General features: G+C 47.8%; 17 protein-coding genes. 10 read left to right on the top strand and 7 right to left on the bottom strand.

Annotated features, from left to right (window positions below; translation table 11 throughout):
* Positions 1-114: 114 nt before the first annotated feature.
* Entirely contained in the window at positions 115-2,355 is a 2,241-nt protein-coding gene (locus AC27IB_RS01335) for an acyl-CoA dehydrogenase (protein ID WP_487118361.1), read from the bottom strand.
* Between the two features lie 362 nt (positions 2,356-2,717).
* Between AC27IB_RS01335 and AC27IB_RS01330 the strand changes: the two genes are divergently transcribed.
* The 6 genes from AC27IB_RS01330 to AC27IB_RS01305 all read left to right on the top strand — a co-directional run bounded on the left by AC27IB_RS01330 (position 2,718) and on the right by AC27IB_RS01305 (position 7,442).
* The gene (locus tag AC27IB_RS01330; RefSeq protein ID WP_487118359.1) at positions 2,718-3,515 is read left to right on the top strand and encodes an outer membrane lipoprotein-sorting protein; all 798 of its coding nucleotides are present in this window, start codon (positions 2,718-2,720) and stop codon (positions 3,513-3,515) included.
* 1 nt (position 3,516) lies between these two features.
* Positions 3,517-4,725 carry a hypothetical protein gene (locus tag AC27IB_RS01325; RefSeq protein WP_487118357.1) on the top strand — a complete coding sequence of 403 codons (1,209 nt, stop codon included), beginning with the start codon at positions 3,517-3,519 and terminating at the stop codon, positions 4,723-4,725.
* A gap of 21 nt (positions 4,726-4,746) precedes the next feature.
* A complete protein-coding gene (locus AC27IB_RS01320; RefSeq protein WP_296046263.1) occupies positions 4,747-5,325 on the top strand; it encodes an outer membrane beta-barrel protein in 579 nt (192 codons plus the stop codon).
* Between the two features lie 70 nt (positions 5,326-5,395).
* Positions 5,396-5,653: a DUF3081 family protein gene (locus AC27IB_RS01315; protein ID WP_296046265.1), complete on the top strand. Its 258-nt coding sequence runs from the start codon at positions 5,396-5,398 to the stop codon at positions 5,651-5,653.
* 138 nt (positions 5,654-5,791) lie between these two features.
* Positions 5,792-6,721, top strand: coding sequence for an LpxL/LpxP family Kdo(2)-lipid IV(A) lauroyl/palmitoleoyl acyltransferase (lpxL, locus tag AC27IB_RS01310; RefSeq protein ID WP_296046267.1), 930 nt, complete (start codon positions 5,792-5,794; stop codon positions 6,719-6,721).
* Positions 6,722-6,827: 106 nt separating this feature from the next.
* Positions 6,828-7,442: a TcpQ domain-containing protein gene (locus AC27IB_RS01305; RefSeq protein ID WP_296046268.1), complete on the top strand. Its 615-nt coding sequence runs from the start codon at positions 6,828-6,830 to the stop codon at positions 7,440-7,442.
* Between the two features lie 8 nt (positions 7,443-7,450).
* Here AC27IB_RS01305 and glnE read toward each other — a convergent pair whose 3' ends face one another.
* On the bottom strand, positions 7,451-10,333 hold the full coding sequence (glnE, locus tag AC27IB_RS01300; RefSeq protein WP_487118354.1) for a bifunctional [glutamate--ammonia ligase]-adenylyl-L-tyrosine phosphorylase/[glutamate--ammonia-ligase] adenylyltransferase: 2,883 nt from the start codon (positions 10,331-10,333) through the stop codon (positions 7,451-7,453).
* 134 nt (positions 10,334-10,467) lie between these two features.
* Here glnE and AC27IB_RS01295 point away from each other — a divergent pair, with 134 nt between their 5' ends.
* Positions 10,468-11,382, top strand: a complete 915-nt coding sequence (locus tag AC27IB_RS01295; RefSeq protein WP_296046272.1) for a DUF350 domain-containing protein — start codon at positions 10,468-10,470, stop codon at positions 11,380-11,382.
* Here the strand turns inward: AC27IB_RS01295 and AC27IB_RS01290 are convergent.
* Entirely contained in the window at positions 11,351-11,674 is a 324-nt protein-coding gene (locus AC27IB_RS01290) for a GIY-YIG nuclease family protein (RefSeq protein ID WP_296046275.1), read from the bottom strand. The two genes, AC27IB_RS01295 and AC27IB_RS01290, sit on opposite strands and share 32 nt — an antisense overlap.
* Before the next feature lie 64 nt (positions 11,675-11,738).
* Here AC27IB_RS01290 and hldE point away from each other — a divergent pair, with 64 nt between their 5' ends.
* Complete coding sequence (gene hldE / locus AC27IB_RS01285) at positions 11,739-13,175, top strand: bifunctional D-glycero-beta-D-manno-heptose-7-phosphate kinase/D-glycero-beta-D-manno-heptose 1-phosphate adenylyltransferase HldE (RefSeq protein WP_487118351.1); 1,437 nt, start codon at positions 11,739-11,741, stop codon at positions 13,173-13,175.
* Between the two features lie 109 nt (positions 13,176-13,284).
* Positions 13,285-14,379 (top strand): XrtA/PEP-CTERM system-associated ATPase, encoded by a 1,095-nt coding sequence (locus AC27IB_RS01280; protein ID WP_296046278.1) that lies wholly within the window; start codon positions 13,285-13,287, stop codon positions 14,377-14,379.
* A gap of 27 nt (positions 14,380-14,406) precedes the next feature.
* On the opposite strand, the gene AC27IB_RS01275 is transcribed toward AC27IB_RS01280, so the two are convergent.
* The 4 genes from AC27IB_RS01275 to AC27IB_RS01260 are packed head-to-tail and all read right to left on the bottom strand — an operon-like array spanning position 14,407 to position 19,332.
* Entirely contained in the window at positions 14,407-16,086 is a 1,680-nt protein-coding gene (locus AC27IB_RS01275) for a porin family protein (protein WP_296046280.1), read from the bottom strand.
* 20 nt (positions 16,087-16,106) lie between these two features.
* Positions 16,107-17,075 carry an XrtA-associated tyrosine autokinase gene (locus tag AC27IB_RS01270; protein WP_296046282.1) on the bottom strand — a complete coding sequence of 323 codons (969 nt, stop codon included), beginning with the start codon at positions 17,073-17,075 and terminating at the stop codon, positions 16,107-16,109.
* Positions 17,075-18,649, bottom strand: coding sequence for an XrtA system polysaccharide chain length determinant (locus AC27IB_RS01265; protein ID WP_296046285.1), 1,575 nt, complete (start codon positions 18,647-18,649; stop codon positions 17,075-17,077). Before AC27IB_RS01265 ends, AC27IB_RS01270 begins: the two co-directional genes overlap by 1 nt.
* Before the next feature lie 50 nt (positions 18,650-18,699).
* Entirely contained in the window at positions 18,700-19,332 is a 633-nt protein-coding gene (locus tag AC27IB_RS01260; RefSeq protein ID WP_487118348.1) for an XrtA/PEP-CTERM system exopolysaccharide export protein, read from the bottom strand.
* 195 nt (positions 19,333-19,527) lie between these two features.
* Here AC27IB_RS01260 and AC27IB_RS01255 point away from each other — a divergent pair, with 195 nt between their 5' ends.
* Entirely contained in the window at positions 19,528-20,940 is a 1,413-nt protein-coding gene (locus AC27IB_RS01255) for a TIGR03013 family XrtA/PEP-CTERM system glycosyltransferase (protein ID WP_296046290.1), read from the top strand.
* Positions 20,941-20,953 lie beyond the last annotated feature (13 nt).

Below are 20,953 nucleotides of genomic sequence, written 5' to 3'. Positions count from 1 at the left end.
TGAGTTTAAGCAAAAGTAATGCAAGCTTATTTGACTGATAAACGGCAAATTGTGGTGATAAAAACAACAAAGCCGGGCACAACGCCCGGCTTTGGATTAGATGAACGACGTTACTCAGGCAGCGTCTTTGGTCTCCTGACTGGGCGCTTCGGCTGAAATCAGCTCCAAGTCAAAGGTAAACTCATCAACGCGAACGGCCAGTTTCCGCTTTTCGTTGTAGTCATGCAGGTCTTTGGCTTCTTCAGCCGTTACCACACCACGTTCCTGCAATTTATTTAACGCGTTTTCAAACGACAGGAATGGAATAACCGGTTCTTTGCGCAGCGCTTTTTGCACTTTGCTCAGCAGCGGCAGCACTTTGTGCTTAGCTTTAAAGGCCTGTTCATTAATGTCGTTGCCATCGCCCGCAATCGGCTGAACCAGATGGGTTAACTGCGCTTTAACGCTGTTATCCTGCAGGGCTGCCATCGACAGTTCGCGGATCAGGTCGTCGCTGATGGTGCTTACGCTGCCACTGTAGGTATTTGTTAGCAGTCGCATCAGGCCACGAGTTGGTGTATTCGGGAAGTTACGCACAAAGTTCACCAGTGCCTGTTCTGCCTGCTGCAGTGACCATTGCATTGCATAATCGAAGTAAGGCTTGGCCTGCTGACGATCTTCAATGCGTTGCTCGTAATACCGAATCGCGGCCATGGCACCATACAGATAGCTCATAATGTCACCCAGGCGGGCAGACAGTAATTCCGCTTTCTTCAGGTCGCCGCCCAGTACCGCCAGTGATAAATCGGCCATTGGCGCAAGCTTGGCTGATAACGCATTTAAGCGTTTTTCGTAACCGCGTACTTCCGGCAGGCTCGACTGCGCGCCACGTACAAATGGCAGATAGCTGCTGAACAGACTGCGGAAAGCATTTTTCACGCTAAAGCCTACGGTTTTGCGCAGTACCTTATTGAACTGTGCATCGGCGGCCTTATCTTCACTGTAGATCAGGTCGACCATTTCTTTTAAATGCGGATGACAACGCATTGCCCCCTGGCCAAAGATCATCAGGTTGCGGGTAAGAATATTCGCGCCTTCCACCGTAATGGCGATAGGCAAAGCTGAATAACCTGCTGCCAGCGTGTTTTGCGGACCGCGCTGGATAGCTTTACCGGCTTGCACGTCCATGGCTGCATTCATTACCTGACGACCAATCTCGGTCATATGGTATTTCGCAATAGCGGTGACTACCGATGGCTTAAGGCCTTCGCCTAACCCTTCAGTGGTCAGTACACGCATGGATTCACAAAGGAACGTTTTACCAGCAATTTCTGCCAGTTTTTCCTGGATACCTTCAAAGCGTCCAATGGGTAAACCGAATTGTTCACGAACAAAAGCGTACTCAGCGGTTGATTTTAATGCGCTTTGAGCAGTGGCGGTGCCCATGGCCGGCAGTGAAATACCACGACCTGCACCTAAGCAGCTCACCAGCATTTGCCAGCCACGGCCAATGTTCTTCTGACCACCAATGATAAAGTCCATTGGGATAAATACGTCCTGACCCCGGGTAGTACCGTTGTAGAATCTGACGCCCATTGGATCGTGACGGTTACCCAATTCCACACCAGGGTGCGATTTTGGTAACAGCGCGCAGGTAATACCCAGTTCCAGCTTGTCACCCAGCAACTGATCCGGATCGAATACTTTAAACGCAAGACCCAGAACCGTGGCAATCGGTGCCAAAGTAATATAGCGCTTATCCCAGCTGACCTTCAGGCCAATGACTTCTTCGCCGTTAAACTGCCCTTTGGTCACAATCGCAGCATCAGGGATGCCGCCTGCATCGGAACCGGCTTCCGGACTGGTTAAGGCGAAACAAGGAATGTCCTGGCCGACAGCCAGACGCGGCAGCCAGTAATCCTGCTGCGCTTTGGTGCCGTAGTGCATCAGCAGTTCGCCCGGGCCTAATGAATTAGGCACCATGACAGTAACTGCCAGCGCGCCGCTTTTCGCGGCAATGGTTGCTACGATGGTTGAGTTGGCATAAGGGCTAAACTCAAGACCACCAAATTTCTTGGGAATGATCATCGAGAAAAAGCGATTCTCGCCCAAAAAATCAATAATATGTTGTGGGATATGTTTTGAATTACCTAATTCAAAATCATCCACCATGCCTAACAGTTCTTTTACCGGTCCGTCCATAAACGCTTGCTCATCGGCACTCAGCTTGGCTTGAGGAACTGCTCGCAATGCCTCCATGTCAGGAGCTCCACGGTAAATGGAAGACTCTAACCAAATATCACCCGCATCCAGGGCTTCTTGTTCTGTAATTGAAATTGGAGGTAAAACTTTCTTCAAACTTGTTCTGATACTCATAACTCATCCGCTCATCTGACCAGTTGGTTTTGCAAATGATACAGAAAAAAAATTCAATTGCAAATATATTGTTAACTGTATGTATTTTATGAATTATTCCTGTGTTTTTGATGCGAGATAAACCAATTGAGGCGAAGAGAATGTATATTAGTGGCAGTAAGTGTGGGTGGTTTTATGTTCAGCTAATGGCCTGGAGCTTACGGTTAAGGCGGCTATAGTTAGGTAACAGAACCCGTAATCGCACAGAGCAGAGCGGCGAGTACTGGCTTGCCAAGGCTTTAAACGTGCAGGCTTACTGTAATTTGTTGTCGATACCAGTATAGTATCGCCAATAACTCTGAAGAAGCATAAAGGATTTCAATATGTTGGAACGTAAGCTTGTATTGGGCTCGTTACTTGTCGGCTTATCTTTGTCACTGCTGTGGCCTGCGGCGGTAAATGCCGATGAAGCAGAGGGATTGCGCATTGCCACTGAGAGAAAGTCGCGCAATTCAGGATGGCAAGACACTGTGGCATCAACCACTATGGTACTGCGTGATGCCCGGGGAAAAGAAAGTGAGCGTGAATTGCGGGTTTATACCCTCGAAAGAGTCGATGAGGGAGACAAGTCGCTGACCGTATTCGAATCGCCGGCAGATGTAAAAGGTGCCGCTTTCCTGAGTTTTTCGAATACACTGACGCCGGATGATCAGTGGATGTATTTACCCAAGGTCAAACGGGTCAAGCGAATTGCCACGCAGAATAAGTCCGGCCCTTTCATGAGCAGTGAGTTTGCTTACGAAGATATGACGTCTTTTGAACTGGAAAAATTTAAGTTCGACTACATTGGTGATACGGAAGTAGAAGGTCAGGAAGTCTTTATTGTTGAACAAACGCCGGTAGATAAATATTCCGGTTACTCAAAGCAGGTCGCGTATATTGATACCGAACATTATCGCCTGCTTAAAATGGATTTTTTCGACAAGAAAGGGGACCTGCTTAAAACCCTCATTCTTGACGATTATGAACTGTATCTTGATGCTTACTGGCGTCCCCATACGTCTGAAATGTTTAATGAGCAAACCGGTAAAAGTACCGCTATGTACATCAATGACATTGAGTTCAAAACCGGTCTGAAAGACAGCGACCTGGATAAAGACAGTCTCAAACGAGCAAGATAATATGAAACTAACCAATGCATTTGGGCTTCTGTTGGCCACAGGCTTCGTGTCGCAAAGCTTTTCGGTGGCTGCTGAAGCTGAGTATTCCGGCGTGTTTACCGTTGAGCAGCGTTTCTTTTTACAGGATGCGGCTTTTCCTGAGCAGGCCCGGGCGCAAACTTCGCTTACCGTCACGCCAGAGGTTTTTTTCGACTGGAACGATGGCTATGACCGAATTACGTTTAAGCCATTTTTACGCGTTGATCAGTATGACGAAGAAAGAACACATGCCGATATTCGCGAACTTATGTGGCTGCACGCCGGTGAAGCTTATGAATTTAAAGCCGGAGTGGGCAAAGTATTCTGGGGTCAGACGGAGTCTTTGCATCTGGTTGACGTGATTAACCAAACCGACGCTATTGAAAGAGTGGATGGTGAAGAAAAACTCGGACAGCCGATGCTTAGCGCTTCCTATCTGATGGAAACCGGTGCGATTAGCGTTTTTGTCATGCCCTATTTTCGTGAGCGTACCTTTGCCGGTGAAGAAGGACGCTTGCGTCCTTTAGTGCCCATCAGCAACGACAATGCGGTGTATGAATCAGAAGATGAACAACAGAATCTCGACTATGCCATTCGTTGGCAGCAGACTCTGGGCGACTGGGAAGTCGGGCTTTCCTATTTTGACGGGACCAATCGTGAACCATTGTTGCTGGTAGAAGGTGCAATAGAAACCAATGATTTACTGCTGCGACCCTATTACCAGCAAATGCAGCAGGTCGGTGCCGACTTGCTTTGGGTTAATGGTGCTATGCTGTACAAGCTCGAGGCTATCCATCGTAAAACCGATTTGCAGTCGTTTTATGCGGCGGTAGGCGGGTTTGAATATACCTCAGTAGGTATATTCGATTCCATTTATGATATTGGTTGGTTGATGGAATACCAGTATGACGAGCGTGACAATAGCTTCTTTGCGCCGGCGCAAAACGATTTGATGGTGGGGTTGCGCTGGGTTTGGAACGATATGGATGGTACCCAGGTATTGTTCGGTTATGTGCAGGATCTTGATGATACACAGACTTACAGTGGTTTCGTTGAGGCATCCAGTCGCATGACGGATAACTGGAAATTCACCATTAACGGGTATTTTTTCTCTGCTGAATCGCCTACCGATCCGTACTTTTTCGTACGTCGCGATGACCACATAGAAATTAATGTCGAGTTTTTCTTTTAAAGGATAGCAGGGAGAAGGTTTATGAAGTTGAAATCGCTGTTAGGGGCATCGCTACTATTGATAAGTTCGCAATCTGCCCAGGCTATCGAACGTATGTATGGCGTGATTGGTGCGGGGTACTCTGATCTGGAGTACCGCCAGGCACAGGACGAATCCTTCAGTTATAAATTGGTGTTAGGACATCAATTTCATCGTCAGTGGTATGTAGAAGCGGGTTATTATCAGTTTGCTGATATTGATGCCGAGTCTGATGGCTCGGGTTTCTCACTGCAGTCGGATGCGCTCTATCTTGGTGTGTTGGGCAAGGCGTCGCATCCTGTTGGTGAATTGTTTTATCGCTTAGGCGTTGCCAGTGTGAGTGTGCAGAGCGCAGAGTTGAGTACGGGGGGGGATTGTGCAGTGGGCACTGCGGTAGCGACTGCCGGCAATCAGACGGTGTGCGGTTATGATGAAAGTGTTGCCGCCGGGCTTATCGGATTAGGGTTTGACTATTACGTGGCAACCAAAACGTTTATTCGCCTGGAAGCTGAGTACTTGCGGGGAAAAGACGGCTTTGATACCAGCTTTATTTCGCTCGGTGTGCGGTATAACTTTAACTAGTAAGGTAAACCCGTCAGGCTAGTAATCTAAATCGCACCTTCGAAGGTATAAACCCCAGGAGGTGTTAGTTATGAAAAACGAATTAGATTCAAAGTTTGTCCTGCGGGTATTCGACAAAATTCGTCAGGAAGGCGAAGAACAAGAGGGAAAATACCGGCTCGACGGCGTTATTGCTTACACCGACTTCGATGGTTACACCCTGTATATCAACGACGCCAAAGTTGCCATGCAGTTTGGCTTTCACAACCAGTATCATTTTGATTATCAGAAGTCTGATGATTTTGATGCCTTCGAAAAGAAACTGCGCCAGATTGACAAAGCCTATTAAAGCCTGCTGATCACTCCTGAATAAGCAGCAGCTGCACTCTGTAAGTATTCAAAAAGACCGACTTACGCTACAATGCCGTCAATTTCTGGCGGCAGAGGCGAGACTCTGTTCGCATCTAAGTGACTGAGGACATTTATCTTGGCTGTAGCAATTAAGCCGCCCAAATTTTCATTGGCATTTCTCGGACCCCGTTTCTGGCTGGTCTGGCTTGGCGTTATCCTGCTGTATATTGTGACCTGGTTACCGTTTCCTGCGATCAGGCTGTTAGGCCGGGGCACCGGGTGGTTACTCGGTAAAATCGCTAAATCCCGGGTAAAAATAGCCAGGCGGAACCTCGAACTCTGCTACCCGCAGATGCCTCTTAAAGAAAGAGAACAACTGGTCAGGCATAACCTTGAACGCGCTGGCATGGCGGTTTACGAAACCGCTATGGGCTGGTGGTGGCCGGACTGGCGGGTCAGAAAACATGGAACAGTGGAAGGCTTTGAACATGTTGAAGCTATTCTGGCGGCCAAAAAAGGGGTGTTTGGCATGGCGTTGCACAACATGAATCTTGAATTTGCCTGCCGGATTTTAGGATTGAAATATCCGAGCATCGCCTTTTACCGCAAACACAATAACCCGTTGATGGACTATTTGCAGTATCACGGCCGGGCCCGCTCGAATAAATATATGATCCACAAGCGTAACGCCCGGGCGCTGATTGCCGCGTTGGACCAGGGTGAGCTGTGCCTTTACCTACCGGATCAGGATTATGGCCGCAATCAAAGTATTTTTGTCCCTTTCGCCAGCGTGCAGGAAACGGCAACGACCACCGCAACGATGATGTTTATCCGGCGTACCCACAGTGAGCCGCTGATTGTAACGTCCCAATATGCCGACAAGGGTTATAAAGTGAAGTTTTACCCGCCGATGCCTGAATTAAGAGAACTTGAGGATGTGCCGGCCCTGACTTTACTTAATCAAAACATTGCCGATATTATAGATGAGCAACCGGAAAGTTACTTGTGGATGCATAAGCGGTTTAAGACCCGGCCGGATCCCCAAGCGCCGTCTTTATATAAATAGCGATGGTTTCGAAATGAAAAGTGATCATTAACAGAAATGATACACAGATAGTGATAGCTGTAATCAGCCAAGAGCTGGTTTTATCGACGAGAAGCAGAGAGCCTGAATGAACAAAAAGCCGACCTCCACCCTTTTTTGGGCCAAACATCTTGGACTGGCACTGGCGGTGATCATTGTGGCTGGCATCGTTATCCATCTGCAAATGAATATGACATCGGCGCCCAAACCGGTGGATGCGCCAGAAGAGCGCTCTGTTGCCAAGGGGTTATCTGACTTCTACAGAGAATTCAGAATGACGGCCAGTGAACCTGAGCGGTCTGAAGGCGCCGACATGGTGCTCGATCTTACGCCATCAGAACAAAGTCTTGACGACCGGCTGCAGTCGATGTCGAGCGCGTTAAAACCGGTGGACGGTCGATGGGAAGGTGAATACAAGTACCGTACTTTCAGGGCCGGTAATACCCTGCGCGAAGCGATTTCATCTTATGCCGAACAGGAAGGCATGCAGGTGATCTGGGATCTCAATCAGGATTTTGTGATTAAGCATCAGTTTCAGATGGATAATACCGTAGCCGGCTCACTGGCAAAAATTGCCAGCGCCATCGACAGCAATTTTGAAGGCAAGGTAGCCACCTTCGTTTGCCCAAAACAACGCTCTCTGGTAGTGACTGAAAAAGTCACTGAATATCTCAGTACCCAATGCAGCCGGGTGGGCAGCTAGCGCGGCCCTCACGGACCAGGGAATGTGTGCTGCCATTGAGCGGTAACAAGACGTCTGACCGACTCCAGTTCTTCATTGTTGTGGGCAAACTTCTCACCGGCCAGGGTCAACTGGTGGTAATGGTCACGCAAGGTTAAATAAGCATTTTGTAAACTTTCGGCGTCTGTTTGAGCTATCAAACCGGCTTGCTGGACATTTTCGATGATCCGCAGATTATCCGGCCAGTGAGTGAGGGGCGGGAACTGATTAGAATAGCCAAGTACCCAGTACTGCACCATAAACTCAATATCTGTAATACCGCCTTCACACTGCTTCAGATCGAGCCCGCTGGCCTGACTGTCGAGCAGGTGGTCGCGCATCTTAAGGCGCATTTTAACCACTTCCTCAGCCAGCAAAGGCAGTTCGCGCTGACGTTGCAGGATGCGGCTCCTGACCTCTTTAAAAGCCTGCTGTAACTGACTGTCACCTAAAATACTGCGCGCTCTGACCAGGGCCTGGTGCTCCCAGGTCCAGGCTTCTTTTTCCTGGTAATGTTCAAAACCGTTGAGGTGACAGCACAGTAGCCCTGAATTACCCGAAGGGCGTAAGCGCAAATCAGCCTCATAAAGCTGACCGGACAGGGTCCGGGTATTAAGCAGGTGCATAATGCGCTGAGCCAGCTTGATATAAAATTGTTGAGCAGAGACCTTTTTGGGGCCTGTGGTTTCGCTGTCCTGCGGCGCGTTATGGATAAACACTAAATCGAGATCTGAGCCATAACCCAGCTCATAGCCGCCCAACTTACCATAACCTACAATTAAAAAGCCGGTGTCATCCTGTTGCAGATGAGAGGGGGCTCCGAACTTTTCGGTTAGTTGTTGCCAGGCAGATTTAAAGACAGCCTGGAGTAACACTTCCGCCAGTACCGTAAGCTTGTCGCTCACCTTAGCAATGGGTAGCGAGCCGGAGATATCACTGGCCGCTATACGAAGTTGCTGGCAAAGCTTGAACTGTCGCCATTGTTCCATGAGCAATTCAGTATCATCCGGCTCTATTCGCAACAAACTCTGACGCAATTCGTCGCTGTACTCTTCGTAAACCACTGGTAAGTCTGTTTGCTGTTGTTGCAGATAAAGCGGCGTAAGCAATTCGTCTAACAGCAGCGGGAAACTGCGGATTTGTTCGGTGATCCATGCACTTCTGGCGCACAGTTTAATGAGCTGTTTGAGGACATCCGGATTCTCATGTAACAAATCAAGATAGGTGGTGCGGCCGAGAATAGCGCTGATAACACTGATTAACCGTGGCAACAGTTGGGTGATATTGGTAGGGCATTGCTTTAGCATGTAATAGATGACTTCCGGCATGAGCTTCGCCAGTGTGTCTTCACCGCGCTGCCCAATGCGGTGCCTGCTCAGCTGCCCTTTGAAATCGCCCAGTTGTGCATAAAGTGCCAGAGCCGAATCCTCGTCAAGGGTATCGCTTAGCAGTTCGCCAAACTCGGGCTCGGAAACTTGCAGCAACCAGGCATCTTTACACCGGCTAAACAGGGAATCCTGCTCCTGCTGCTCATCACCAGGTTCGGAGACTAACTGGTTAAACTGCTCGTGTACCCGCTCCATCACTTTGCTCAGAGTGGCTAAGAAGGCCGGGTAATCGTTAAACGCCATTACCCTGGCAATCACGGCCTGCGTCCAGATATTGTCGGGTAGCAGTTGTGTTTGTTCATCATTAAACTGCTGTAAGGTATGTTCAGCTTTGCGCAGAAAATAATAGTCTTCCAGCAGCTGACTGATGGCATCGGTTTCGATAATTTGTAAGTCAGAGAGGCGATTAAGTACGCTCAGGAGTTCCCGTGACTGCAGGGTTGTTTCACGGCCGCCATGAATAAGCTGAAAACTCTGGGCAAAAAACTCTACCTCACGAATACCTCCGGCACCTAATTTGATGTTGCCGGTTAAGCGACGTCGGCGTAACTCTTTGCTAATCAAACGCTTCATATCGCGAATGGCGTCTATTGTAGTGAAGTCGAGATAACGGCGGTAGATAAACGGTGCCAGGATAGTTTCTAACTGGCTGGCATAGTGTGATTCAGGATTGAGTATGCGCGCTTTGATCATGGCATAGCGCTCCCACTGCCGCCCTTGATCCTGATAGTAATCTTCCAGCGCGCCAAAATGAGCTACCAGCGGGCCACTGTCTCCAAAGGGGCGCAAGCGCATATCCACTCTGAATACCTGCCCCAGGGGCGTGGTTTTATTCAGCGCGGCAATCAGTCGTTGTGCCAGCTTGGTAAAGAACTGCTGATTCTCTATAGGTTTTCGGGGATGATCGGTTTCGCCTTTATAGGGATAGGAAAAAATAAGGTCGATATCACTGGAGAAATTCAGTTCCCTGCCACCCAGTTTTCCCATGCCCAGAATGAGCATGGGTTGCGGCCCATGAGGCCCTTGTGGCACCCCATAGCGGGCTGTATGAGCCTGATAAAGCCAGTCGTAAGCAGCCATAATCAAGGTATCGGCCAGCTCACTGGTTTGTGCCAGGGAGGTTTGAATACTTTGTTGATTGGTCAGGTCTCGCCAGGCCAGAGCGGCCATTTGCTCTGCTCTGAATAAACGTAGGGTCACCAGCAGTTTTTCTTCACTGTCTATTTCGCTAAGACGCGTTTTGAAGGCGTGACAAATCGCTTTTATATCTGCTTTTTTATGCCATTGGTGTTGGAGAATACGGTTAAAAACATCGGCGTTAGTCAGGGCGATATCGGTAACAAACGGGCTCAGCCCCAGAATTTCGACAATGGTGTCCTGATGCGACAGAAGCAGATCTGCCGGATAGTCTTTGTCCTGCAATTTTTGCCAGTTTTCGTCAGCATGTTGCTGAATAATCCCGTTTATTGTTTTTTCCGTAGGCATAATAACTTAGGATGGTGGGTTGTGAGTGTGAGTCTGGCACAAAGGTGGCTCTGCCTCCAGTTTTATGAGTTGAAACAACTGGTGGAATGGCCGCGGCCGACCGCACCAATGGCCAACGCAAAGTAGAGGTGTAAATGGAGACATTAGTGAAACTGGTGCCGCTGGCCCGGGATCTGTGGGTATATGTTGCTATCGATGTGGGCCTGGCGTTGCTGTTATTGCTCGTTATGAAATGGCTATCCCGTTCGCGGGCGAGAGTATCAGTGAGCGACGAGTTGGGAGTGAAAGATAATTTTGCGTTTGGGATCAGTGTAGCAGGTGGCATGCTGTCTTTATGTCTGGTGCTTAGCTCGGTCGTCGGGCGTCATGTAGGGCAAGGCTATGAACAAGCCGCTATAGGGATGCTGATTTTTGGCGTCATTGGCATTCTGCTGGTCAAAGTAGGGCGCTTTGCGCACGATAAAATTGTACTGGATGCGGTGGATACCCAGCATAAAATCAGTGACCGTAATGTCAGCATTGCGCTGGTGGATGCATCGAGTCTGGTATCCAGCGCTATTATTTTACGCAGTATCATGGTGTGGGTGGATGGCAGCGACGTGAATGCCATGATCGCCATTATAACCGGCTTCCTGGTAGTGCTGACCATTTTGCTCATCATGACCCGCATTTATGAAATGCGCTATGCAATGCAGAACCAGAATCACTCTTTTCAGAGTGCGCTGGATACCGGTCAGTTAGCGCTGGCCGTGCAGCATGCCGGCAATTTACTAGGCACCGCACTGGTGGTGTCTTCGGCCGGCGCGCTGTTAAGCTATTCTCCTGAAGGCTACGTTAGCAACGTGACTGGCTGGTTAATCACCAGCGTCTTATTGTCGTTACTATTGTGGGTGTTGGTGGCCATCAGCAAACGCACTATATTGAATGGCATTAATTACCAAAAAGAGGTGGATGAGCAACACAATGTGGGCGTTGCTGCTGTAGAGCTTACGCTGAGTGTTGGGTTGGCCATGATCATCAGCAGTGTGTTGAGTTCATCTGCCGGATAACCTCGTCGGTGAGGCGGGTTGCCGGATACGGTAATTCGCTTGCATCCTGGATCAGAGCCTCTTTGGCACGTCGGTTGCGTTGTTTAATCCAGGCTTCCAGCTTGAGCGCGAGACTCTTATCGGCTACTTCAAAGATACAGTAATAAACCAGTGGCGCTTTTCCTCTGAGCGCCTTGGCTCCACCTTTTATGAGACCGCTGTGTTGTCTCATGCGCCTTTTCGGATCAACTGTAATACCGGTATACAGCGTATTACCGGCCGTTTTGAGTAAATATACGTACCACCGAGTCATGAGTTGGCTCTTCGCCTCTGATCACTGTTATAATCCCGCTATTAGTGTATCGAAAAAGATAAAAATGGCACTCCCGAATTTTAGTCAAATCAAAGTATTAGTTGTTGGTGATGTAATGTTGGATCGCTATTGGAGCGGAGCAACAGCAAGAGTATCACCCGAAGCGCCAGTCCCGGTAGTGAATATCAGTGATTCTGAGGACCGCCCTGGCGGCGCAGCTAATGTGGCAATCAATTTGTCGACGTTAGGCGCCCGTGTCACCCTGCTGGGTATGACAGGCAAGGATGCCAATGCCGATGCGCTGGAAAAACGTTTGCTTGGGTATGGGATAGACTGCCAGTTCAGTCGCTGTGAGGGATTCGATACCATTACCAAGCTCAGAGTTATGAGCCGCAACCAGCAACTGCTGAGAATGGACTTTGAGCGTTCTTTTGCTGAAGTGGATAAAACTCCGTTAGAAGCGCAATTTGCTGAGGCGCTGGCAGAACATGATTTGGTGATCCTGTCGGATTATGCCAAAGGGGCGTTGAGTAATCCCGGGCGACTGATTGAACTAGCGAAAAACCTCAATAAACCGGTGATTGTTGATCCGAAAGGGACAGACTTCCACAAATACCGCGGTGCAACGCTTATTACACCTAATATGGCTGAATTTACTGCCGTTATGGGCGAAGTGAAGAGCGAGGAGCACCTGGTGGGGCAGGCGAATCAACTGTGTGCAGATTTGGCTTTACAGGCGTTACTGGTAACACGGTCAGAACAGGGGATGACACTCTTCACGCCGGGCGAAACGGAGTTTCATCTGCCGGCAAAAGCCAAGGAAGTTTATGATGTAACCGGCGCAGGTGACACGGTCATTTCGACGCTTGCCGCCTGTATCGCCGCCGGCGAAAGTGTTCAGCACGCCTGTGTTATGGCCAATCTGGCCGCCAGCATCGTGGTTGGCAAGCTTGGCACCTCAACCGTTACAACGACTGAGCTGGCGGTAGCGGCCGGTCAGCATAGTCATCCCGACGGTGGCGTAATGACTGAAGAGCAACTGGCGCTGGCAGTATCGGCGGCCAAGCAACGCGGTGAAAAGGTGGTGATGACCAACGGTTGCTTTGATATTTTGCACGCTGGTCATGTGTCTTATCTTGACGCGGCCGCGAGGCTGGGCGATCGATTAATTGTGGCAGTGAATACCGATGCTTCTGTTCAGGCGCTAAAGGGGCCGGGTCGACCGGTTAACCCGGTACAACGCAGAATGGCAGTGCTCGCTGGCCTCAGTGCCGTTGACTGGGTTGTTCCCTTTGGTGAGGATACGCCGCAACGGCTGATCGCTGGAATTTTGCCGGATGTATTGGTCAAAGGCGGCGATTATAAGGTTGAAGACATCGCGGGTGGTCAGGAAGTGCTGGAAAATGGCGGTGTGGTCAAGGTACTGCACTTCGAGGAAGGCGTATCGACCACCGGAATTATTGAGACAATTGTGAAGCAGCAAAGTTATGGTAAATCCTAACGTTTTTGAGTGTTGATTTAATGCACACTTTGGCGCTTTAGGATAAGCTAAAGGAAATCGCGTTGAGCGCATAAGGCGCGGGACGCAATAACAGCGGTAGAAGCACTACATGTACGAAAGTTATTACGGACTTAACTCCAAGCCTTTTCAGTTGACCCCGGACCCCGCGTTTTTCTTTGCCAGTAAATGGCACAAGCGTGCGATGTCTTATTTACAGTATGGATTATCTCAGGCTGAAGGCTTTATTGTAATCACGGGTGATATTGGCACCGGTAAAACCACCATCGCAAACAGCTTGCTGGCAGATATCGAAGACGACATTGTAGCGGCCCAAATTGTCACGCCCAAACTCTCGCCGGATGAGCTGGTAAAAATGGTCGCCGCTAAATTTGAAATCGATGTGGCGGGTAAGACCAAAGCTGACATTCTCAAAGATTTAGAAGGCTACCTGTTTGCCCTGAGTGCCCAGGGACGCCGGGCATTGTTGCTGGTGGACGAAGCGCAAAATCTCCCCCTCGAAACGATTGAAGAATTGCGCATGTTGTCGAACTTCCAGCAGGCGGGTAAACCGTTGTTACAAAGCTTTTTGCTGGGGCAGGAAGAACTTCAGCCGATCTTACGGGCGCCTAATATGGAGCAGTTTCGCCAGCGTATTGTGGCATCCTGTCATTTGGCGCCGCTCACGCTTGAAGAGGTTCAGTCTTATATTGAGTATCGATTGCACCATGCCGGCTGGAATGGCGCTCAGTTGTTCTCCAGTGATGCTTATGAGCACATCTATAAGTTTACCCGTGGTGTACCGCGTAAAATCAATACACTGATGGATCGTATTTTACTGTTCGGTTTTCTTGAAGAACTTGAAGTACTCGACGAAGCCGCTGTTGATTCGGTTATCGATGAAGTACGTGAAGAAATGTTTGTGCCTGATTCACCTGAGATAAAGGAAGAAGAGCCTGTCGCCGAAGCCGGGCAGGAAAGTACTCCCGAAGCTAGCCAGGCCGATACGGATACCGTGCCGCGTCAACGGCTTATTACGCCGAATGGAAACGAAGTTAAGGACGCTGAATACTACAAGGCCATGTTAGGTGAGTTGGTAGATGCCCTGGATGATGCGATTAGTCATAAAATTAAGCTAACGCAATATATCGACAAACTGCTGAAGAAAAAGTACCGGACTTATGTTCGGCTTAAGTCGGACGATTAAGTAATAAAAAAGCCCGTAAGGGCTTTTTTATTGTCTGTTGGTTTGGAAGTTATAGGTCATGTTGAGAGAAATGCGGGTTTCGTTAAAATCAAACACATCCCTGCCGATACCGTTGGTGTTTTCATTATCCAAATAACGGATATCAGCACCAACCGATAAGCTCCTCGATAAACTGTTTCGCATGCCGATAGAATACATGCTTGAGTCAGTATCCCGCTCACCCTCATCGATGGTGTTGTTTATCTGTGAAAACTGAATTCGACTATACAGCGAGGTTCTGGCTCCCACCTCAAGATTTGCAGTCAGACCGATGGATTTTTGGATTTGTTGACGATTCTCAATACTGTATTCAGTATCAATATACCTGCCATCCAATGATAGCTTTAAGTTTCGGCGTTGATAGCCAATGCTACTGCCAAGCTGACGACGTAATATTACCTGATCGGTCAATTCTGTAATTAACTGACTGAACTGAACAACCTGTTCACCGGGTTGCAATTCGTAATCCAGTGAATCAGGCTGGAAACAGTCAAGAATATCAATCGAACCGGCGGGACAAACAAAAGTACCTGCATCAGCTACATCAAACAACAAAGTCGAAAACGTTGTCGTTCTCTCCTGATAAGAGATTGAAGTGCGGATACGCTTGGTACCATGGCTGAGGTTAAAGGTAGCGGCTTCGCCATAGTAACGACGATTATACTGAGCCTGAACACTGGTTCGTGGCGAAAACTGCCAGCTAGTGGAGACTCCGACGAAGGTTTTTCCATCGTCTTCGCCATCGGTGTCGATTTTGTTGAGCGTTACGTTGAAAAAGCGTCCTTCAGCGGGGCGGTAGTTTATGCCTACACCATAAGTACTAAACTTTGAGAATTGATTATTAAAGCGGGCAAAAAAGTTTTGTAATTCGCCGTTAATATCATTTTCTTCGTGGGTGCCTGTCAGCATCAAGCCAAAGTCACCGTAAAGGTTATAACCTATTTCACCGTTAACGAAAAGTGACTCAAACTCCCCCCGATCCTGGCGGTCGGTCCGACGATAAGTGGCATCTGCGCGCCAGTAAGCATTTCTAAACCAATCACCATTTACCAATGATGCATTCGCTGCAACACCTTTTGAGTCTATAAACTGATTGAAAGGCGAAGTATCATCGCCTTCCACTTCCTCTAATGAGTTATCAGACTTCGTTTCCATATACTGACCGGTAACATTTAATCCCCAGATATTACCGCGGGGAATGGTCAGCCTCGCACCTCCATTGTGCGTGGTTATCTTGGTTAAATCGTCAGAATTAAGCAGGTAATCCGATGAAATGTAGGTTTCCGGGCGGTAGGACTGATATCCCTGAGAGCCGCTTCCGAAAACCATTAGAACGTTATCGATTACACTGAGATTGCCAGCATAGTTGAATTCCGTAAAGTTGGTTGAACGGCTACCCTGGTCAACTTCAAAACGTTGATAAAGATGGGTTGCAGACACCGAGGCATTAGCCTTCTTACTGGTATAAATACCGGTAAGAGTGGGCGAAATCTGTAATGCGTTACGATCTTCATAACGACTATTGTTGCTCTGAGTATCAAATGATTGATTCACCAGAGAAGCTTCTACTGAACCTCGAAACTGTACGTCTGCATACACATTGGCGCTACATGCTGCAGCCACAATTGTCGCGATAAATGCCGGGCGAAATGTATTAATCCTTTCCACAAGCTGTCCTTTATCGCTGTTTATTCAGAGGGGCCACTACCGTAGTAGTAGCCATAATAATTACCATTGTCGGCACTCTCGTTAACTGCTTTGTTAACAACGAAACCTACCGCCATATCAGGATTAAGCCGGTCGACGATATTATTAATATCGTTGAGCTTGGTACGGCCTTCCTCAGTAACAATAACAGCCTGACCGGCAAAACTCGCCAGTACCGCTGATTCGTTAATACCAATTAATGGGGGGGTATCGATAATAACAATACGATCAGGATAGCGATTGGAAAACTCATCAATAGTCTCGTTCATTCGCTCACTGGCTAATAGTTCAGTGGACAAGTGGTGAGTCTGGCCTGCCGGTATAATTCGCAATTTATCGACGTTTGTACGATAGAGCACATCAGAAATATCCTTGTTTTCATCTAACAGATATTCCATCAGGCCTTCGCCAGGGTTGACTCGAAGTGTTCTGGTAACGTTGGGTTTGAGTACGTCTGCATCCACTAGCAGAACGGTTTTATCCTGCTCTGCGGCAAAACTTAATGCTAAATTGATAGCGGTAAAGGTCTTGCCTTCTGAAGGTCGAGCACTACTCACCATGATAATGTTGCTATTTTTTAACGTCTTGGAAAGAGCACCGAAAGCATTCCGTAGCAGTTTACGTTTAATTTCCCGGTATTCTTCATTGATCAACTTACGCGCATTACTTACCGAAACGAAACCCCTTTCATCTAATTCTTCGAGATTGATAGTCAGTCTTAATGCTTCGTTGTCTGCGTTAACTGATGCTCCAGGTTGCGGTTTAGCCGGCGCCTTGCCAGCCGTTGCTTTTGCACTTTGCTCTGTTGTTGCAGCCTGTTGCTTTTCCAGAGTTCGCTCGATAGTTGACGATTTTTGTTCTTCCTGGCGGCTTTCGGCTTGTTGCGCGGCCTGTTTGGCAGCGGCTTCTTTTTGCCGCTGCAAGGCTTTTTCTATTGTGTTATTAGCCATTATAGGAACCTCTCTACCAGGTTAACATGCGCTACTTCTGCTGCCAGTAGAATAGCATACATGGTTACAATTGCCCCGGATGACAAGATAAACACGAACACTCGCATACGGTTTCTACGCTGGATTTGTTTCAGATTCAAATGCGTTACCGCACCTAATACCGGGAACGATGTGAGAGCGGTTAATTGTCTGCCCCGGACCAGCACAGGTCTGATTTGGCTGATTGCAAATGCTAATGCGACGCCCATACCAAAACCAAGAACAAGAATACCTGTGTAGTAAACGAGTCGTTTCGGCCCGGTAGGTGTATCTGGTACCAAGGGGGGCTCGATAATTCTGAATTGAAGCTCCTCTGAAGATACATCCGCTCGACGAGAAAGTTCGGCGGCTTCCTTTCGACGTAATAATTCTTCGTACTTCTGTTTGGTAATACCATAGTCACGGTTTAGCGCCGTCGATTCTGCTTCGATTTGCGGAATCAGGTCAATTTTGTTCCTTAACTCCTGAATCTTAGCCTCAAAATCCCCCTCTCTGACTCGCAGTGAGGCAATTTGCCCTTCAAGGCGGCTAATTTCCAGTTTCAGCTCAGTGGCAAGCGGACTTAAGTTGGTGTCGTCTCCATCTTCGGCGGTTTCACTGAAGTAGGCCTTCAGTTCATCCTGTCGCGATTGTTCGAGGGATGCCAGCAAGTTCTTGGCCTCAATTACATCGGGATGCTTATCGGTAAATCGTAGTTTTAACTGGTCAATTTTCTCTTCCAGCGATTTTATTCGATCATCGTAGCGGGTCGTAATCACTGGTGTATTATCGCCCTGGCGAACATCGAATCCATCGGTAGCACGGCCTGCAGTCATTTGGCTCTTGAGGGACGATACCTGCTGCTGTAACTCTCTGATTTGCAATTGGGTATTTTCGAGGTTGGTGGTTGCCCCCTGGAGCGTCGAATAGAACGAGCCGGATACAGGCATTATATCATTATAGCGGCGTTGGAAATCAGCCAGTCGTTGCTCAGCTTCGATCAGGCGGGTTTCATATTCTGAAATTTGCTCATCCAAAAAGCGACTCGCCGTATCGGTATCCCGGCGGTTATTCCCCAGACTGCCCTCAACAAATAAGTCCAGTGTTTCCTGAACTACTCGTTTGGCAAGTTCAGGGTTACGGTTAGAGTAGGAAATATTGTAAATGTTATTTCTGCCGGTCCTGTCCAGCCTGATATTCTTGCTGAGTGCGTTAATCAGATTGGTGTAACCATCTGCGGTATTGACCGTAATATCGAGGTCAGACTCCCGAGCGATAATTTCGATGTTGGATCGACTTAAAAGAGTCTGAGCCATCATCGCAATTTCTTGCTGAGGATTAGTTTGTATGGCTAACCCGCTCAGGAGGGGTTGGAGCATGGAGCGCGTGTCTACAAATACAACTGCCTCTGATTTATACACGTCGGGCATCATTGCCACATAGCCAAACCCAATAGGACAGATTAGCCATGAGCACAGCATAATGTAGCGCTTTTTCAACCAGATCCCACGAATATAATCGAGGACCATTTCTATAGTTTGTTGCAATTCCTGCATGATTTCGTCCGTTTACCGCAAATTAGACACAGTGATTACGATTCTGATTTCTAGAACCATGCTTCTGGAATAATAACGATATCACCAGGTAACATATCCACATTTTTTGAAATATCACCATCACGAATTAAATCATCGATAGCAATTTTGTAAGTATTCTGACGGCCATCAACAACACGAATTAACTTTGCGTCATTACCATCGGCAAACTCGGTTAATCCCCCTACTGAAATCATCAGGTCGAGCAGAGTCATATGTTCAGTGAAGTTAATTGCTCGGGGATTAGTAGCTTCACCAATTACCCGGACCTGTTCGCTAAGTGGTCCTGAAAAACCATTTACGCTAACGGTAACACGTGGGTTATTGATGTAAGTTGACAGTTTTTCTTCGATTTCACGCGCTAACATCGTTGGGGTACGGCCTGATACATCCAGGTCTTCAACCAGCGCTGTGGTGACTTTCCCATCCGGACGAACTACAAAGCTGCCTGAAATTTCAGGGTTTCGCCAAACAAAAATTGAAACGTTATCACCTGGGCCAATCAGATATTTGTAGTCATTAACATCCGTGGTTAGTGAGGGACGGGTGGTAGCCTGGGGCAGACTGCTGGTTCCACTACATCCGGTCAGTAAAGTTCCCAGTGCAGCCGCAACGAGTAATAACCTGGTATTTACCTTTTCCATGCTTTTCTATCCTGTACTTAACAAATTAATCGACGTGTGACGTCTCAACTTAGCAGACTTTTTAAGTCCGTTGTTAAAATTTAGCCACTAATATAATGCGATAGTGTGCAATTAGTCTATCTCATTCAAAAAAAATGTCATATCATAAATCCCGACAGCGGAAATTACGTCAATAACAGGCTGGTAAAAGACAATATGGCAGTTGCAAAAAACAGACAAAATAAGCGTTCTAACGCGTTAGTTATCACAGAAGCTTTGCTTGTTTCGTACGTGGGTTACATCACCAGCTTTATTCTGGTTCAATTAAATCTGATAGCTGAACCTGATATAGAAAATCTCACCATCAATATTTTTCTGATCACGTTATCAGTGCTGCTGTGCTCTCTGTCAGTAGGGCTTTACGAAGCGAAATTACGCGAGACGTTCAGGGGAATTATCCGGCGCATATTTGTTAGTTTGGGCCTGAGTTATTTTATTGTAGAAATACTGACCGGCACTTTATTCGCGTCGCTGGACATGCATTCTTATTATCTGCCAACGGCTATTTGCCTGAATATTATCGCGCTGGTGTTTTTCCGCTATTTTACCAACCGCCTGGGTTTGTTGGGTTTAGGCCGGGTTCGGTTAGTGGTATTGGGCGCTGGCGAGCGAGCATCAATTATTGAAAAGCGCATGCGCCGTGACGTTGACCGTCTTGGCTTCGAATTGCTGGGGTTTGTACCAGTACCCGGCGATAACCGGGAAGATGGCATTAAAAATGAAAAAATCATCCACGTAAAGGTCGATGAAAGCCTGCGTAACTTCGTGGTTGAAAATGATATTGAAGAGATTGTCATAGCGTGTGACCAGCGACGGGGCACCTTGCCCATCGAAATACTGTTTGATTGCCGCTTGCGCGGAATTGAAGTCACCGATCTACTCGACTTTATGGAACGTGAGACCGGTCAGATAGCGGTTAACCTGATGTACCCTAGCTGGGTCATATATTCCAATGGCTTCCACTCGCAAAACTATCTGCGCGATGCACTTGATTATTCGATGAATGCGGTGCTGGCTTCATTTGTATTGTTCTTTGCCTGGCCGTTTATGCTGATAACCGCCATGATCATTTATCTTGATGATGGACGCAGAACCAAAAGTTCAGTGTTCTATAAGCAAGAGCGAGTCGGGCAAAACGGTCGGCTGTTTAAAATAATAAAATTCCGCAGCATGCGTCCTGATGCCGAAAAAGACGGTGCAAAATGGGCAACCAAAAACGATAACCGGGTGACCCGCATCGGCGCGTTTATCCGCAAGTATCGCATCGACGAACTGCCTCAGTTAATAAACGTATTTAAAGGTGAGATGTCTTTTATCGGGCCACGCCCCGAGCGCCCGGAGTTTGTGGAACAACTCGTTAAAGAGGTGCCCTATTATAATCAGCGCCACAACGTTAAACCGGGATTAGCAGGGTGGGCACAGTTAAATTATCCTTATGGTGCAAGCGTTGAAGATTCGATGGAAAAACTGAAATTCGATTTATACTACGTTAAGCATCAAAGCCTGTTATTGGATATTCTCATTCTCATCCGAACCGTTGAGATAGTCTTATTTGGTAAAGGGCGATAACCGTGGGTGCTTT

It is taken from the genome of Alteromonas sp. 4NH20-0104 (assembly GCF_057547795.1).
The sequence above is the reverse complement of the archived record's forward strand: the minus strand, read 5'-3'. Positions and strand labels throughout refer to the sequence as shown.